Annotated in this window: 14 protein-coding genes and 3 pseudogenes; 9 read left to right on the top strand and 8 right to left on the bottom strand. The window is 68.9% G+C overall.

Annotated elements, in window-relative coordinates; translation table 11 throughout:
* The first annotated feature begins 73 nt into the window (after nt 1–73).
* On the top strand, nt 74–931 hold the full coding sequence (locus AB0I98_RS07825) for a LysR substrate-binding domain-containing protein (protein WP_362936840.1): 858 nt from the start codon (nt 74–76) through the stop codon (nt 929–931).
* Here the strand turns inward: AB0I98_RS07825 and AB0I98_RS07820 are convergent.
* Together AB0I98_RS07820 and AB0I98_RS07815 are read right to left on the bottom strand one after the other, a co-directional pair.
* The gene (locus tag AB0I98_RS07820; protein ID WP_362936837.1) at nt 918–1,319 is read right to left on the bottom strand and encodes a hypothetical protein; all 402 of its coding nucleotides are present in this window, start codon (nt 1,317–1,319) and stop codon (nt 918–920) included. The two genes, AB0I98_RS07825 and AB0I98_RS07820, sit on opposite strands and share 14 nt — an antisense overlap.
* 267 nt (nt 1,320–1,586) lie before the next feature.
* A complete protein-coding gene (locus tag AB0I98_RS07815) occupies nt 1,587–2,903 on the bottom strand; it encodes a jacalin-like lectin (RefSeq protein WP_362936834.1) in 1,317 nt (438 codons plus the stop codon).
* A 247-nt stretch (nt 2,904–3,150) separates the two neighbouring features.
* Here AB0I98_RS07815 and AB0I98_RS07810 point away from each other — a divergent pair, with 247 nt between their 5' ends.
* Both AB0I98_RS07810 and AB0I98_RS07805 read left to right on the top strand, forming a co-directional pair.
* Entirely contained in the window at nt 3,151–4,881 is a 1,731-nt protein-coding gene (locus tag AB0I98_RS07810) for a PHP domain-containing protein (protein WP_362936831.1), read from the top strand.
* Nucleotides 4,878–5,390 (top strand): hypothetical protein, encoded by a 513-nt coding sequence (locus AB0I98_RS07805; RefSeq protein WP_362936828.1) that lies wholly within the window; start codon nt 4,878–4,880, stop codon nt 5,388–5,390. Before AB0I98_RS07810 ends, AB0I98_RS07805 begins: the two co-directional genes overlap by 4 nt.
* Nucleotides 5,391–5,414: 24 nt before the next feature.
* On the opposite strand, the gene AB0I98_RS07800 is transcribed toward AB0I98_RS07805, so the two are convergent.
* Nucleotides 5,415–6,233: a helix-turn-helix transcriptional regulator gene (locus tag AB0I98_RS07800; protein WP_362936825.1), complete on the bottom strand. Its 819-nt coding sequence runs from the start codon at nt 6,231–6,233 to the stop codon at nt 5,415–5,417.
* A 134-nt stretch (nt 6,234–6,367) separates the two neighbouring features.
* On the opposite strand from AB0I98_RS07800, the gene AB0I98_RS07795 reads away from it, so the two are divergent.
* Both AB0I98_RS07795 and AB0I98_RS07790 read left to right on the top strand, forming a co-directional pair.
* Nucleotides 6,368–7,126, top strand: a complete 759-nt coding sequence (locus tag AB0I98_RS07795) for a hypothetical protein (protein WP_362936822.1) — start codon at nt 6,368–6,370, stop codon at nt 7,124–7,126.
* Nucleotides 7,127–7,184: 58 nt separating this feature from the next.
* Nucleotides 7,185–7,781: a helix-turn-helix domain-containing protein gene (locus tag AB0I98_RS07790; protein WP_362936819.1), complete on the top strand. Its 597-nt coding sequence runs from the start codon at nt 7,185–7,187 to the stop codon at nt 7,779–7,781.
* Nucleotides 7,782–7,901: 120 nt separating this feature from the next.
* Here AB0I98_RS07790 and AB0I98_RS07785 read toward each other — a convergent pair.
* Nucleotides 7,902–8,380: pseudogene (locus tag AB0I98_RS07785) on the bottom strand (transposase family protein); the annotation flags it as partial.
* A gap of 529 nt (nt 8,381–8,909) precedes the next feature.
* On the opposite strand from AB0I98_RS07785, the gene AB0I98_RS07780 reads away from it, so the two are divergent.
* Nucleotides 8,910–9,314: a hypothetical protein gene (locus AB0I98_RS07780; RefSeq protein WP_362936816.1), complete on the top strand. Its 405-nt coding sequence runs from the start codon at nt 8,910–8,912 to the stop codon at nt 9,312–9,314.
* Nucleotides 9,315–9,619: 305 nt separating this feature from the next.
* On the opposite strand, the gene AB0I98_RS07775 is transcribed toward AB0I98_RS07780, so the two are convergent.
* Nucleotides 9,620–10,675 (bottom strand): RICIN domain-containing protein, encoded by a 1,056-nt coding sequence (locus tag AB0I98_RS07775; protein ID WP_362936813.1) that lies wholly within the window; start codon nt 10,673–10,675, stop codon nt 9,620–9,622.
* Nucleotides 10,676–10,807: 132 nt separating this feature from the next.
* A complete protein-coding gene (locus AB0I98_RS07770) occupies nt 10,808–11,422 on the bottom strand; it encodes a helix-turn-helix transcriptional regulator (protein WP_362936810.1) in 615 nt (204 codons plus the stop codon).
* A gap of 274 nt (nt 11,423–11,696) precedes the next feature.
* Between AB0I98_RS07770 and AB0I98_RS07765 the strand changes: the two genes are divergently transcribed.
* Nucleotides 11,697–12,122: a hypothetical protein gene (locus tag AB0I98_RS07765; RefSeq protein WP_362936807.1), complete on the top strand. Its 426-nt coding sequence runs from the start codon at nt 11,697–11,699 to the stop codon at nt 12,120–12,122.
* 245 nt (nt 12,123–12,367) lie between these two features.
* Here the strand turns inward: AB0I98_RS07765 and AB0I98_RS07760 are convergent.
* A pseudogene (locus AB0I98_RS07760) lies at nt 12,368–12,652 on the bottom strand (IS110 family transposase); the annotation flags it as partial.
* Between the two features lie 276 nt (nt 12,653–12,928).
* On the opposite strand from AB0I98_RS07760, the gene AB0I98_RS07755 reads away from it, so the two are divergent.
* On the top strand, nt 12,929–13,621 hold the full coding sequence (locus AB0I98_RS07755; protein ID WP_362936804.1) for a transposase family protein: 693 nt from the start codon (nt 12,929–12,931) through the stop codon (nt 13,619–13,621).
* Nucleotides 13,622–13,745: 124 nt separating this feature from the next.
* Here AB0I98_RS07755 and AB0I98_RS07750 read toward each other — a convergent pair.
* A pseudogene (locus AB0I98_RS07750) lies at nt 13,746–14,050 on the bottom strand (RacP protein); the annotation flags it as partial.
* Between the two features lie 259 nt (nt 14,051–14,309).
* Here AB0I98_RS07750 and AB0I98_RS07745 point away from each other — a divergent pair.
* Nucleotides 14,310–15,533, top strand: a complete 1,224-nt coding sequence (locus AB0I98_RS07745) for an MFS transporter (protein ID WP_362937154.1) — start codon at nt 14,310–14,312, stop codon at nt 15,531–15,533.
* Nucleotides 15,534–15,625: the final 92 nt, after the last annotated feature.

Below are 15,625 nucleotides of genomic sequence, written 5' to 3'. Positions count from 1 at the left end.
GTGCACCGCCGACGCCGTGCCCGTGTCCAAAACCCATTCCGCGGCGCCGATACCTCATGGGTATCGTTGCAGCGTGGAGCTACGGACCTTGCGCTACTTCGTGGCGGTCGCCGAGGAACTCCACTTCGGCCGGGCCGCCACCCGACTGCACATGAGTCAGCCGCCGCTGAGCCGGGCGATCAAGCAACTGGAGGCCGATGTCGGGGCCTTGCTGTTCGCCCGCTCGCCCACCGGCGTCACGCTCACACCGGTAGGCACCGTGCTGCTCGACGAGGCGCGGGCCCTGCTCGACCATGCCGACGGCGTCCGTGTACGCGTCAGCGCGGCGGCCGGCGTCGCGACCCTCACCGTCGGCATCCTGGGCGACAGCACCGACCCGGGGGTGTCCAGGCTGGCCGCCGCCTATCGCCGAAGCCACCCGGGCATCGACATCCGCATCCGCGACACCGATCTGAGCGACCCGACCTGCGGACTGCGCGCCGGACTGGTCGACGTCGCCCTGACCCGGGCGCCGTTCGACGAGACCGCCCTGAGCGTGCGTGCGCTGCGGACCGATCAGGTCGGTGTGGTCCTGCGCGCCGACGACCCACTGGCCCGCCGCGACCGGCTGCAACTGGCCGAGCTGAGCGACCGCCGCTGGTTCCAGTTCCCGCAGGGCACCGACCCCATCTGGCAGTCGTACTGGAACGGCGGCAGGCCGCGCGAGGGTCCAGTGGTGCGCGCCGTCCAGGAATGCCTGCAGGCCGTGCTGTGGAACGGCACGGTCGGCCTGGCCCCGCTCGGACACGACCTGCCCGCGGAGCTGGCCGTGATACCGCTGATCGACATGGCGCCGAGCCGCGTGGTGGCGGCGTGGAACGAAGGTGACACCAACCCGCTGATCCGGTCCTTCATCAAGATCGGGACAGCCGCATACCTTACGAGGAACTGAGAGCGTCCAGCGACGCCACGGGAACGATGCCGTCCGCCCGACGAGCCAAGGCCTCGTCGATCGTGACCAGCGCATCGGCCTGAAGCCGGGTCACGGCGAGGTATTCGGCGTCCCCGATACTGGCCCACCCCTGCTCCCGGGCGATCCGCCAGGCTGTGCGACGGGAGACCCGGTCACCCAGCAGCCGCATCTTCACCTCGGTCAGGCGCTCGTGCATCCGCAACGCCTCGACCTCGTCCAACTCGCCGCACCTGACCCGTTCGAACAGCAGCGACAGTGCCTGCGACCGCACCGGATTTGGTGCGACGAGTTGGTGATCGGGACTGATCCGCACACCGGTCGACACGATGTGCAGCAAGGTTCTGGGATCGACCACGTAGCGCGTCATGGCTCGCAGAGTAAGTCAGGGCATCCCCCGCCTTCCCAGGTGCGTGCCTTCCGCGTACGGCTGTTGCTGCGGGGCGAGGTGATGCGGGTGGAGGTCGCGGACGCCCGCCTGGGTCGCGGGGCTGGCCCGCGCGTGGGGAGTGGACGTCCGCCCGGGGGCGACGTACAAGACCGTGTGGGCCGAGGCCCGTCTTCCGCTGTGAGTTCGCTCCGGCGGCCGGCCGCCCTCTGAGGCGGCCGACCGCGTCATCCTGAGGTCTTGAACCCGTCAGCCGATCGGCGCGTACAGCACACCCAGCTTGTCGATCTCGGTCCCCGCGCGGCCCGTGAAGCCGACGATCTGCCAGCCGGACGGGGCCGTGAAGGTCTTCGCGGCGGACGTCGCCGTGCCGGAGGTCAGGGTGCGGCCCTTGTCCGTGGTGAAGGCGGCGGAGAAGATCCGCGTGTGGCCGTCCTTCTGACCCTGTGTCAGCTTGACGGACGTGAGGTGCTCACCGGAGGCGAGGGTCAGGGACGTCGCCGTGCCGCCCGTGCCGCCGTGGCTGAGCGTCGTACCGCCGTCGTGGGTCAGGGAGACCGCGTCCAGGCGGGAGGCGCCGCGCAGCGTGAGTGTGCGGGGGGAGACGGTTGCCGGCAGGTCGTCCGCGTCGTTGAAGGCCGTGCCGTGCGGGCCGCCCCAGAAGTCGCTTGCCTTGAGGGCGGAGTTGACGGTGTACGAGAAGTCGACCGTGTGCGGGAAGTGGTCGGAGAGGTGCTTGCCGTCGGAGCGGAGGAAGGACTTCCACTCGTTGTTGTACCGGGTGGCGTTCAGGGAGACGAGGTCGCTGCCGCGGTAGAGGACCTTGTCGACGACCTCGCAGTCGTTGGCCGGGGCGGCGGAGTCGCAGAGCAGGGCGTCGCTGCCCTGCGCGGGCGGGGTGCCGCCCTTGACCAGGTCGACCCACGGGTCCTTGAGGCCGTTCTCGGAGATGAGCGTGCGGATGTTGTCGCCGGCGCGCGTGTACCGCGTGTTCGTGTCGCCCATGACGATCACCGCGTTGCCGGCGGAGTTCGCCTGGATGAAGTCCGACATCTGCTCGATGTTGGCGCGGCGGGCGGCGAGCGCGGCGTCGTCGGAGTCCGCGTTGGTGTGCACGTTGTACAGGTCCACGAAGACGCCCTCGGCGAGGCGGACCCGGGCCAGCGAGAAGCCCTTCGGGGTGAGGCAGTTCGTGCCGGTGCAGTTGTTCCACTTCACCCGCTGGAAGTCGTCGAAGGAGTAGTCGGAGAGGGTGTTCATGCCGTCGCCGAAGGCCGCGCCGCCGCTTGTCGGTGTGCGGTGCGGGTGGGTGTCGTTGGCGTACAGGGAGGCGTGGTAGTTGAAGTCCTCCTGGACGTTCACGATGTCGTACGGCCCGAGCCGCTGGCCGATCAGCGGGGTGTTGGTCTCCGGGTCGCTGTCACCGAGGCCGAGAGGCAGGCCCGCGATGTTGTACGTGAGGACGTTGAAGGAGCCTGTGGCGGCCGCCGCGGGGGTCGAGCCGGTGGTGGCGAGGCCGGTGACGGCGAGTGCCGCGGCCGTGAGGGTGCCGAGCAGTCTTCTCATGGTGGGGGTGTCTCCGGTCGGGTGAGTCGGAAGAAGGTGAACGGGGCTCAGATTCAGCGCCAACCAGTGTGACGGTAAAGGTCAGTTGGGAGAACAGTGAGAGACGGGATTACCCGCCGTGTCCAGGGAACCCGGCGATCACTCCCCGGCCGTTCAATGTTCATCTTTCGCCTCGATTCTCCTCACGCGGCGCATTCGCGCTGTGAGAAGGCAGCCGCAGAAGGCAGCGGCATCCAGGAGGCGCTTCATGGGACACGGGCATCACCACACACACGGTCACGGACACACGCACGACCATGACCACGGCCACGAGTCGGCCTCGGCGCTTCCTGCCGCCTTCGATGCCTCCGTCCCCGACGAGGCCCTGACTCCCGAGCAGCAGTCGCGCCGCACGATGCTGCGCCGTACCGGCCTGCTCGGCGCGGGCCTCGCGGCCGGCAGTGTGCTGGCCGGAACGGCCGGTTCGGCCCCGGCGGCGGCCGCCGCTCCCGCCGCGCCCCTCGGCAGCAGCCCCAAGAAGGGTTTCCTCTGGCTGGCCGGCGACCACCACATCCACACCCAGTACAGCAACGACGGCAAGTACCGCGTCGTCGACCAGGTCCGCCAGGGCGCCAAGCACGGCATGGACTGGCTGGTCATCACCGACCACGGCAACGTCACCCACTCCAAGATCGGTGTGGAGAAGGTCAACCCGGACATCCGCGACGCGCGTGACGCCTACGAGGACACCCTCGTCTTCCAGGGCCTGGAGTGGAACATCCCGGGCGCCGAGCACGGAACCGTCTTCGTGCACCCGGGCAAGAACGAGGTCTCGGTACTGAAGCAGTTCGAAACCGACTACGACGGCTCGGTCAAGGGCGCCTCCGACTCCACCCCCGCCAACGAGGCCCTCGCCATCGCCGGCCTCAACTTCCTTGCCCAGCAGGTCCAGCGGCGCAAGGTCCAGGACGCGCTGATGCTCGCCAACCACCCGGCGCGGCGCGGTGTCGACTCCCCGCACGAGATCCGCGGCTGGCGTGACGCCACCGGCAGGGACCACCAGGTGGCCGTCGGCTTCGAGGGCGCCCCCGGCCACCAGGCCGGCGGTATCGCCAAGCCGCTCGGGATGGGCCGGGCCCGCGGCATCTACGACAACAACCCCAGCGCCAACTCCTTCGCTGGCTACCCGCCGGAGAGCTACCGCACCTGGGGCGGCTTCGACTGGATGACCTCCACCGTCGGCGGCCTGTGGGACAGCCTCCTCGCCGAGGGCAAGCCCTGGTGGATCACCGCCAACTCCGACTCCCACAACGTCTACACGGACACCGCCAAGCGCGGCGGCCCGGACAGCGACTACCTCGCCAACGGCAAGCACACCGACCCCGTCTACCGGGGCACGATCGACCTCACCGAGGGCGACTACTGGCCCGGCCAGTACAGCCGTACCCACGTCGGCTCCGCCGGCTTCTCCTACGCCGCCGTCATGGACGGCATCCGCGCGGGCCGCATCTGGGTCGACCACGGGCAGCTCATCAGCGGCCTCGACGTCCGAGTCTCCGGCGGCTACCGCTGGGCCACGCTGGGCGGCGCCCTGCATGTCCGCAAGGGCACGCGGGTGACCATGACGGTGGACATCGCGCTGGCCGGCGGCCCCAACTGGGCCGGCTTCCTGCCGAAGCTGGCGCGCGTCGACGTCATCCAGGGCGAGGTCACGGGCGAGGCCGCCGACAAGGACACGTTCACCGCGCCGACGGCGAAGGTCGTGAAGTCGTACGAGGTGAACAAGTCGACGGGCACGGTCAGGCTCACATACGACCTCGGGCGGGTCGACCGTCCGCTGTACGTCCGCCTGCGCGGCACCGACGGCAACCGGTCCGCGGTCGGCGCGATGGGTGCGGCCGTCGACCCGGCGGGCCCGGCCATCGACGTCGTCGGCGACGCCGACCCGTGGGCCGACCTGTGGTTCTACGCCAACCCCGTGTGGGTCCTGCCCTCGTGACGCCTCACGTCCTCACCGTCGACGCGGGCATCAAGGACCTGCGCGCGGCGGACCACCTGTTGCACGCGCTGGCAGCCGAACTCGCCCTCCCCGAGGGCGCGTTCGGCTGCACGCACCTGGTGCGCGGCGACCGGCCGCGCGTCGCCCTGTCCCTCACCCTGCCCTCGCAGCCGCTCCTTCGCACCGCCCAGGAGCGGCTCACCGGCCAGGGGTACGAGGTGACGGGCGGCGCGCCCGACGCGGCCGGCCGCGCGGTGGTCTACCCGGGGGTCTCGTCGCTCACCGGCACACTGACGATCGCGGAGCTGCTCACGCGCTCCGCGATCGACCGGGTGACCGTGCTGGGAGCGGCGGGCCAACCGGCCCCCGACGTCCACCTGATGACACAGGATCACGTACGGCCGCAGTGGAACGACGGGGAACTGGTCCTCACGGCCATGCCCGCGGTCGGCGGTGTCCTGGTGCCCTTCGAGGTACCGGATCCGACACCGTGCTGCGCGGACCATTGAACCCGTTCTCTGCATGTATGGCTGTCACGCCTTGGCCATGAGACGCAGGGCCTGAGCCTCCGGAGTGTCCGGGGCGGCCGTGTAGACGAGGAGGCTCAGGTCGGGGTCCTGGGGGAAGTGGGTGATCTCGTAGGCGAGGGTCAGCGGGCCGGCCTCCGGGTGGTTCACGCGTTTGAACCCGGACGACTTGGTGTGCACGGCGTGCCGTTCCCAGTGATGCCGGAACTCCGGTGATTTCGCGGCCAGTTCGGCGATGAGCCGGTGCAGCGCCGCGTCCCGCGGATACCGGCCCGCGGCGATCCGCAGCTGCCCCACCACCTCCCGGGCGATGAAGTCGACGTCGGGGTAACGGCCGCCGATCTCGGCGTCGAGCAGATGCAGCCGCGCCATGTTGCGCTCGGTGGGCGGCAGCGCCGCGAGGTCGGTGATGAGCGCACAGGCCGGCCGGTTCCAGGCCACGATGTCCAGGCGGTGGTCGACGGCCAGGGCGGGGGCGGAGATCCAGTCGAGCAGCTGCCGCACGCCCGGGCGAGCGGGACGGCCGTCGGGTGCTCCGGCGGCGTCGTCCGGGCGGGCCAGCCGGACCAGATGGGCGCGCTCGTCGTCGTCCAGGCGCAGAGCGTCGGCGACCGCGCCGAGGACGCTGTCGGACACTCCGCGATTACGGCCCTGCTCCAGCCGTACGTAGTAGTCGACGCTCACTCCCGCCAGATACGCGACCTCCTCCCGCCGCAGCCCCGGCACCCGGCGCGGCCCCGACCCCGAGGCGAAACCGACATCCTCCGGCCTCATGCGCGCCCGCCGGGACCGCAGGAACTCCCCCAACTCCTGTGCAGGTTCCATGACGTCCATGGTGCCCGTGGGTGGGTGTCCGCGTCCCTGGGTCCAACAGAGCCTGGGAGCGGCGGGGCGGCCGGGTGAGCATGGGCGCACGAACCGACGTGGATCGACGTGGACGGACGTGAGGGGAGCGCGGGGTGCGCACACGGCACTGGAGCAGCGGCCTGGCCGCGGTGTTACTGACGACGGCGGGACCGGCCTGGGCAGCCGAGGACGGCGGCACCCCGCCGGATCCCGCACCCGGCGGCCCGCAACGGCCGTACGAACCGGACGTGTCCGGCCCAAGCAACATCGACTCCCTGAGGGCGCGGGTCGGCGGGGACGGCGGAGCTGGCGTCCGCGTGGCATTCGACCGAACCAGCCGAGCCGAACCGGCCGGCCCGCCGGCCGCCCCCCGCCGCTTCGTCTTCCTCTTCGACGAGGCGCTCGACTTCCACCCCAAGGACTTCCCCCTCTGCGCCCGGACCGTCATCGAGACGAACGGCCCGGCAGCCTGCCCCGCCGGCTCCCGCATCGGCCACGGCACCAGCCACCTCTACCCCGAGGGCACCGCCGAGGTGCACGCCTTCAACACCCAGCACCCGAACGGCCTGCGCGGCGCCCTCGTCGTCATTCCCGCGAGCAACACCATCCTGGAACTGACCTGGGAAAAGGTCACCCACCCCTACCGCCAACGCGGTTACCGCTGGGCCCTGGACGAGATCATCCCGCCGAGCCCGATCCCACCAGACCAACGCGCAGGCACCCGGCGCTTCGAACTCACCTGGGGCGCCACACACGACACGGCATCCTTCGCGACCGTACGCAAGAACGACGATGAGCTCCGCTTCGGGCTGTGGAGCGAGTTCGTGACGGGGCAGATCGCGCTGCCGGAGACGGTCAACGCCGCTCAGTGACAGCAACTTGAGATGTGAGACTTGACTCTCACAGTTTCTGAGAGAACACTCTCACATCATGGATTCCGGCAACCGTCTCGGCGATATAGAGATCAGCGACCCGAAGGCCATGCGGGCGCTCGCACATCCCGTACGCCTCGCCATCCTGGAACGGCTCCAGCGGTACGGGCCCGCCACCGCCACTCAGCTCTCCCCGCACGTCGGTGCCACCCCGTCAGTGACCAGCTGGCATCTGCGTCACTTGGCGGGGTTCGGCCTGGTCGGGGACGCCGAGGGCGGGACGGACCGGCGGGAGCGGCGGTGGCAGGCGATGGCGCGCGGCTTCCGGTTCGAGCGGCCGGAGGACGAGGACGGCGCGGCGGCCGCACGGGCGCTCTCCTGGGAGATGTTCGCCCGCGCCGCGGAACTGCCCGAGCGGTGGGCGACCGAGACAGAGCCCGGACTCGACCCGGACTGGCGGCGGCTCGCGGGGCTGGCCAACACCCGTGTCGTCGTGTCGGCCGAGGAACTCGCCGCGATCCACGACGCGATCGAGGCCGTACTCGCTCCCTATGTGACTCGGGACGCGGCCCAGCAGCCACCCGGGAGCCGCGGGGTGCGGTTGCTGCGGTACGTGCTGCCCGAAGCGGACGACGAGTCCGGCGCCTCCGCGTGACGCGCCTGCGCACGTTCGTTTCCGCGACTTCCCTGTGGCGTGACCGGCGCTTCGTGCGCTGCTGGACGGGCGTCGCCGTCTCCCAAATCGGTGACAGAATCTCGGAGTTGGCGCTCACGGGCCGGCTCCCATGTATGCACGGTCGGCGAGACCGGGATGCCCTGGCGTTCGCAGATCCGGAAGATCCGGTGGGCACGGGCCGCGGTGAGGTCGTGCGCGTGGCCGGGCAGGGCGGGCGAGATCCACAGCAGCCGCCCGGCAGGGTCGGTCACCACCTGCACGTTCACCCCGTGTCGACGGTGCTTGTGGGAGAAGTCGGCCCGGCTGTCGCCGACCCGGTCGCACTCCGCAAGAGTGCCGTCGAGCAGGACGTAGTCGGGATCGCTCTCGCGCAACACCTTGAGCAGGCCCGGTGCACGCTCGGCGAGCAGGCTGATCACCGCGGTGGTGTAGGCGTGGGCGGTACCCACCGAGATACCGAAGCCGACGGCGATCTGAGCGAGGGTGTCATGCCGCCGCAGGTACACCAGGCCGGCCAGCGCACGCTGGTGCGGCGGGAGCTCGCAGCGGCGGTCACCTTCGCGGGTGACGATGAGCATGGTCACCCACTCCGAGGAACCGACGAAATGCAGTTCGTGAGGTGACGGAATGCCTGGAGCGGGTCAGCGGGCCGGGCGGCCGCCGCTAGTCCGGCGAGGCTCGCGTCGCGGCCGGTTCCCAATTTGGGGACGCGTCAACTGCCTCGGGAGCGCAGACGGCATTGACGCTCGGCGTGATCAGCACGAGCTTGTCGACGCGTTTGGGTGTCGGCCCGCATACAGCACCGCCTCTTCCATGTGATGCATCCAGCAGTGGACAGCAGTTCGTCGGCGCACTATGCGAGGCCGACACTGCCGCCGGACAAGAATCCGGACAAGCGGGGGACCAGGCCGGACAGCGGTCGGCCTGTCCGGGACAGCGGCCCGCTATTGATTCGTCTTGGTGTCGCCACCAGGCTCGTTGTTGATCGATGGGTCGTACGGCAGTCGTCGACTACCAATCCCGTCCTCGGCCCGTCAGCGCAATCCGCCCTTGTAGAGGCGAGTTTTGTCGGTGCTCGGACGTCCACTTCCCTGGAGGAGCCTGCATATGCGTTTCCGTCGCATCCTCGTGACCGCCGCTCTCGGGAGCACGCTTGCTCTCAGCGCGATGGCCGTTCCTGCCCAGGCGGCGCCTGCCGCACCCGCCCAGCCCACTCCGGCCACGGCAGGAGCAACCGCTCTGGCTTGTCCTTCGACTTGGTCACCGGACCCCGACGCGTACGACGCGACCTGGGGTGAAGTCAAAGAGCCGACCGCCCCGCTGCGGCCGGGGCCCTACGCCGACTGCGGCACGAGGGCTACCCTGCAGCAGGGCTGGACGATGACCATCTACTGCTACTACAAGAACGATTACGGCAACACCTGGTACTACGTCAGCGCCTATCCGAACTGGACCCTTGGCTGGATCTACTCGGGGAACGTGAGGCTCAGGGGCATCGTCTGGCCCTGCTGAGCTTGATCTTCGAGAGGAAGCCCTGTACGCCCCACCCGCGCCGCTGGCCTTGCGGGGGCCGTCTGCTCCGCCTGGGAACCCGCTCAGACCACCCAGAACGACGATGCTGGCGTACGAAGGTTCACCGGGATCTCCGCACCTCAACGCGGGAAGCGCATGCGGCAGGTCGAGTGCGGCAGGATGGATGACCAACGAGGCCCCCGAGCAATGTGGTTGAGACGTCAGACATCTCGATCAACAGCCCGGGGGCCTCGCTCGTTGCGCTCCGCTGGCCACCACCTGATCGATGACTAACTCGAAGAAGCTCAATATTCGTTGCTGGTGATGTCCGGTATCGCACTCGGTGAAGGCACCGGGTCGAGACGGAAGACCTGCCCTGTGTTGCCGGAGCCGCAAGGAAGCTGCAGGAGCGGGGCCCCGACGTCCTTGGTACCGCTGGGCACCGAGACACAGGCGTTGGTGTGCAGCGGCACCAGGCGGTAGCCGTCGGCTCCAGCTCGGTTCAGGCGGAACTGCTCGGAGGCGCCGCGGTGCCCACAGTAGTCGTGCTGAATCCGCGCCCCCCTCCTCCTGCTGCCGGTGTCCACGCCCAGACAGCCGTAGCCGAAGACCGGGTGCAGGGAACGGATCCGGTACACCCCGTTCCCCTTCTCCTCCAGGGCGTAGGTCAGGCTGCTGCCGCAGTCCACCTGAGAGACGTATCCCCTCTCCTCGCCGTCGTGTTCGGACAGGCACAGCGACGACATCAGCGAGCGGATCCGGTACGTGCCCGCCATCGGTGACGCCAGGTCGTCCTTGTCGTCGTCCACGGCCGCCAGCATGAAGTACCCGCCGCCCACCAGGACCACCGATATGAGCGCCGTACCGAGCAACCGTTTCGGTGAGCCGAACAGCCCGAAGCCGAGACGTGACGGCCAAGACCCGCCGGCTCGCACAGACCAGCTCTCCTGGCTGTCACGGGCCTGCAGGACCGGGGCGGGCAGCGGCTCGGCTTCGGGCAATGGTGAGCCACCAAGCCGCCCGTAAGCCGGGCGTTCTCCAGGGCCTTCGCTGTTTTCCTTTTCCGTGCGGGGATTGACGCCTGTCGCGGCGATCCGCTGCCGAGCCTGCGCCCATGCCTCGGTGTTCCGCTCCTCCCCACAGGCAAGGAGGAACGCCTCCAACATCTCCGGTCGCGGTAGGGCATCGTGGCGCAGCACGTCGGCCAGAGTGCTGCGCGGCAGCACCTCACCGCGCTCGGCCGCACGCTCTTCCAACTGCCGGTAAGAGAGCCCCGACTGCTTCTTCAGCCGCCGCAGCAGAGCAACGAATTCCGCAGCGTCCCCAACCTCTTGCAGCGCCCTGTCCGTCTGATCCCCCATGCCCGACATCCTTGTCGGACGCACGTCACACAGCAACGGTCATTTCCAGGACTGGGGGCAGCCATGGTCGATGTTCCTCTCATGAGTCCCATCTGACTCTCTGTCAATTCACTCCGCATCTTTGGGGGAACCTCAATCGGGAAAGTCATCCAGGCGCTGGTGCGCCCAGCGCAGCGCCAGCCAGGTCTGGCCGATACCGCCAGCACCCCCGATGACGCAGATGACCAACACGCTGTTGTCGTCAGATCGTTGCTTCAGCATGCTGTCCAGGGCGGCCAGTTCACCGTCCCGGCCTACGAACGAGCCTGGCGGCGCCGGCAGCTGGCGCGGTACCGGAACCTGTACCGGCCGGACCGTGAACACAGTGGCGGCCGGGGCAGCGAAGCCGAGCGCGGGGTCACTGGTCAGCATCTGCTGATGCAAGCGTTGCAGGGTCGGGCCGGGGACGCTGACGAGTTCCTCGGCCAACCCTCGCCGGACTCGGTCCCTGGCGTCCAGCCAGGCACCGACCCAATGCCCGTCCCCGCAGGCGCGGACGAACGCGGCCAGCACGTCCGGCCGCGGCAGGGTCCGCCGTCGAAGTACGTCGGCCAGCGTGCTGCGCGCCAGCACGTCACCGCTTCGGGCGGCCCGCTCCTCCAATTTGCGATACGTCAGCCCTGAACGCTCCTTGAGCTGCTGCATCGACTCGATGAAACCGGCAGCGTCCCGGGCTTCGTGCGGCGCCAACTCACCCAGGTTCCCCATGAACGTCATCTTGCTGCGGCTTTGACAGAAGGGACAACGGCGGGTTCCGCCATGCCCCGCTGTCCGGGATGCGATCCGGACAAGGCCTGACCAGCCCGGACAGGATCCGCCTGTCCGGGACACAGACGAAGCCTTGAGTCCGGGAGCCTGCTCATCAAACATCCAATGCGAACGTCAGCCAGCCGAAGAAGCAAGTAGTCCCTCGGTGCGGCGCTGACGTACTCGAAACCCTCCCGCGACAAGAGGCAGGCAGACAATGACAAGAGGAAAAACGGTGGCGTACGGACTCGCCATCCTGGCGTCGGCCACGGCTCTGGCGCTCACTCCGTCGGCAGCCACCGCACGGGCGACATACCAGGTGTGGGGTATCACCTACGGGGACTGCTACGACGCCGATGGGTGGTACGAGTGGACGGCTGACGGGTCGGCTGGCGGCTACCCGAAGTACGACACCGACGGGGTGATCACAGTCGCCCCGTGGGCGAACTGTGACAGCTGGATCGACAGCGCCGTCCTCCTGTACTCCGGCAAGAAGTGGCAGAACGGATCGTGGACCACGATCGGCTGGAAGAAGCCGCCCTCCTACGGGGACGAGTTCGAGACCGACTACGAGCTCAAGTTCAATGACGTGCGTGACATCCGCTTCAAGGTCTGCAATGTCCACGACGGCATCACGGACGGATGCGATTCCGTCTCCTAGTCCAGGTGGGCCCGTAGTCATGCAACCCGTCCGGCCTGGCGCCCGAACCGATCCTGACCACAGGCCCGAGCACCCGGAGTGGCACCGACAGCATCTGTACGGTTCCGCACCCGCCATGGGCTGATACTTTCCGGCACGGTTGAGACACTTCAGTGGCTGTTGTCGTTCCGATCTTGAGGGATGTGCGTCGATCGGGAGTCTCGATCGGGCGATCGCCACTGGCCGCGGGCATGAAGGCAGACACCTCACGATGCCAACGAGTCAAGCTGCGGCGGCAGTTCGGTGGGAAACGCGGTGTGTTCGTCGAACAGCTTGCGGTGCTGCAGGCAGTGGTGGAGCTGTCCGATCATGTGATTGAAGAGGTTGCGCTGGGCGGCGGTGTGCCAGTCGCCGTGCTCGCGTCGTCGCCGGTAGTGGTCGTTGGCTCCGGCGGATGCTCGGAGTGAGGCGAAGGCCCATAGGTAGCCGACATGGTTGAGCCGGTCCTTCTTCGCCCATCGCGGTGTGATGGCTGACTTCTTGCCGGATGCAGGGTGTCGGCAAAGTCGAGGCAGGCGTCTGGGTTGAGGGGATCCGACGCACCTTGAGAGCGGACAGCAAAGCGGGCATGACCTGTTCGGAAGATCATCGTGGTTCTCGACGCCCGTTGAGCTTCTTCGAGTTAGTCATCGATCAGGTGGTGGCCAGCGAAGCGCAACGAGCGAGGCCCCCGGGCTGTTGATCGAGATGTCTGACGTCTCAACCACATTGCTCGGGGGCCTCGTTGGTCATCCATCCTGCCGCATGCGCTCGTGGAGTGGGTGACCATGCTCGTCGTCATCCGTGAGGGCGACCGGCGCTGCAAGCTGCGCCCGTCTCAGCGCGCGATGGTGGCACTGGTGTACCTGCGCGAACACACCACCCTGGCGAAGATCGCTGCCGGGTTCGGGATCTGCGAGTCCACCGCCCACGCCTACACCAGTGCGGTCGTCCACCTGCTCGCCGAACGAGCACCGGGTCTGCTCAAGGTTCTGCGCGAGAGCGACGCGGACTTCGTCCTGCTGGACGGCACGCTCACCGAGTGCGACCGAGTCGGCGACGGACGGGGCGACTACTCCCACAAACACCGGCGCCACGGCGTGAACGTGCAGGTCGTCACCGACCCCGGCGGCCGGCTGCTGTGGCTCTCACCTGCCCTGCCGGGCCGCACTCACGACCTGACCGCCACTCGCACCCACTGGATCATCCGGATCTGCGAGCGCCAAGGCGTTCCTATCCTGGCCGATCTCGCCTACCAGGGTGCTGGCCCGTGGCTGACCACCGGCATCAAACGCAAGCCTCTGCAGGTACTCACTCCCACCGAAAAGACCCTCAACTGGGCATTTGCCGCTGCACGAGCGCCGGTCGAGCGCGGCGTTGCCCGCCTGAAGTCCTGGCGCATCTTCCGCAGGTCCCGATGCAGCCCGAATCGAATGACGTCAATCGCCAAGGCCATCCTCACACTGGAGCGGCAACGCTGAAGAGGCTCAGTGCCATGAACGAGCGATCACGGACCGAGGAAGGTCGGACTTAACGCCCTCTGAGCCTGCGGCGGGAGGGCTGGGGCAGGTTTGGTGTTCCCCTTTGGGATGGGCTCTTGGCTCGATACCGGCGGAACTCGGTCAGCTTCTCCCTGACCACCGCCCGTTCGTATGCCTCCAGCACTGCCCGGTCTGCCCCGAGTTGGTAGCCCGCCTGCCGCGTCCAGACCAGCGGTGGCCAGCCCTTCTCCGTGGCCTGGTCCTACGGGGCGGCGAGCCCGGAGCGGACCTGGCTTGGGGCAGGTCGCTGGCGCGTACCAGCTGATGGAACTCAAGGCCTGCGGGTCCGGCCTCGGACAACACGAACCGGAGGGTGTCCGCGTGGCGTCTGGCAGCGTCGCCCCGTTTCGCCGACCCCGTGGACGGTATAGGAGGCGATGTCGGGCCGGCGTGCCTCCCAGCACTACCCCCGGCATTCTCCAGGACGCAGCGGACGAACTGGATGCCCCACAACGGCCGCCTCGGCCCCGTCCCCCAGCCCATCCCGCCCTCGCCGACCAGTAGGCCGAACTGGTCGGTGCCTGAACGGCCGTAGCGGTACGACGTAAAGTTGCCGGAGTCTCAGGGGGAGGGCGGCTTGACGTACGACGCGCGGCGCAAGGGGGAATCAGGGAGCCGTAAGCCGGAGTTGGCCGGCGTCGGGGGGCGTCCGCTGTGGCGCAGCCGGGACTTCGGGGTTTTCTGGGTGGCGCAGACTCTGTCCGTCCTCGGTGATTCCTTCGCGCTGATCGCGCTGCCGCTGCTGATCCTCCAGGCCACCGGTTCGCTCGCCGCGATGGGGCTGCTGACGGCGGTGGGTGGGGCGGCCTCGGTTGTGGCGGCGGTGTTTGCGGGGGCCGTGGTGGACCGGGTCGACCGGCGGAAGTTGCTGATCGGCTGCGATCTCGTGCGGATGGTGCTGTACGGGGTGATCCCGGTGGTGTGGCTCTTCGGACCGCAGATCTGGCTGCTGTATGTGGTGCTGCCGCTGTGCGAGGCGGTCGGGATGCTGTTCGCCGTCGGCTATGTCACCGTCGTGCGCAGTCTGGTCGGTACCGAGCAACTCACCGAGGCCAACGGCCGGTTGAACGCGACCGCCGCCGCGGCCGGGGTTCTGGGGCCGCTGTGCGCGGGCCTTGTCGCCGCCTGGTCCGGGCCCGCCACCGCTGTAGGCGTGGACGCGGCCAGCTTCGGGGTGTCGGCGGCCTGTCTGGTTGTCGTACGGTTCCGGGGGCGCCCGGGTGACGACGACCGGCCGAAGCAGGGCACCGGGCTGTGGAACGACCTTCGCGCCGGGGTCGCCTTCCTCTACGGCCATCCGGTGCTGCGGTCGCTGACCGTCCTGCTGTGCCTGTTCAGCTTCTTCACCCTCGGCCTGAACGACCTGGTGATCTACCACCTCAAGCACGATCTCGGCCATGACGACGGCACCGTCGGCACCGTGATGGCGGGCGGCGCGCTCGGCACCATCGCCGGTTCCCTGCTCGTGGCCAGGATCCGCCGTCGGCTCGGCTTCGGGCCGACCTGGACGGGCGCGGTCGCGGTCTGCGGACTCGCCTTCGCCGGGCTGGGCCGGGCGCAGGACGTCCCTGTCGTGGCCGTCCTCGCCGCGGCCTTCCTGGCGTGTGTCGCCGTCGCGGGCACCTGCTCGATGTCCCTGCGCCAGGAAGTCACCCCCGAGCCCCTGCTGGGCCGGGTCACCTCGGCCTTCTGGACCCTCCAGTACTCGGCGGCCCCGGTCGGCGCCGCCGTCCTCACCTGGGCCGCGGAACGCCAAGGCACGGCGCCCGTCGCGCTCGTCGCGGGCGGCTGCTGCGTACTGATCGCGGTCGCCGCGCTGTTCACGCCGATACGGCGATCACGCGCCGGGTGACATGCCGGCCTGCTCCGGCGGTCGGCCCGGCAGCGACATGGCGGGCAGCAGTGCCAGCCCAAGGAGGGTCGCCGCCACCGCGAATCGGCCGC

This window comes from Streptomyces sp. NPDC050211 (assembly GCF_040656035.1).
Taxonomy (GTDB): domain Bacteria; phylum Actinomycetota; class Actinomycetes; order Streptomycetales; family Streptomycetaceae; genus Streptomyces.
This window is presented reverse-complemented; position numbering and strand designations above follow the sequence as displayed.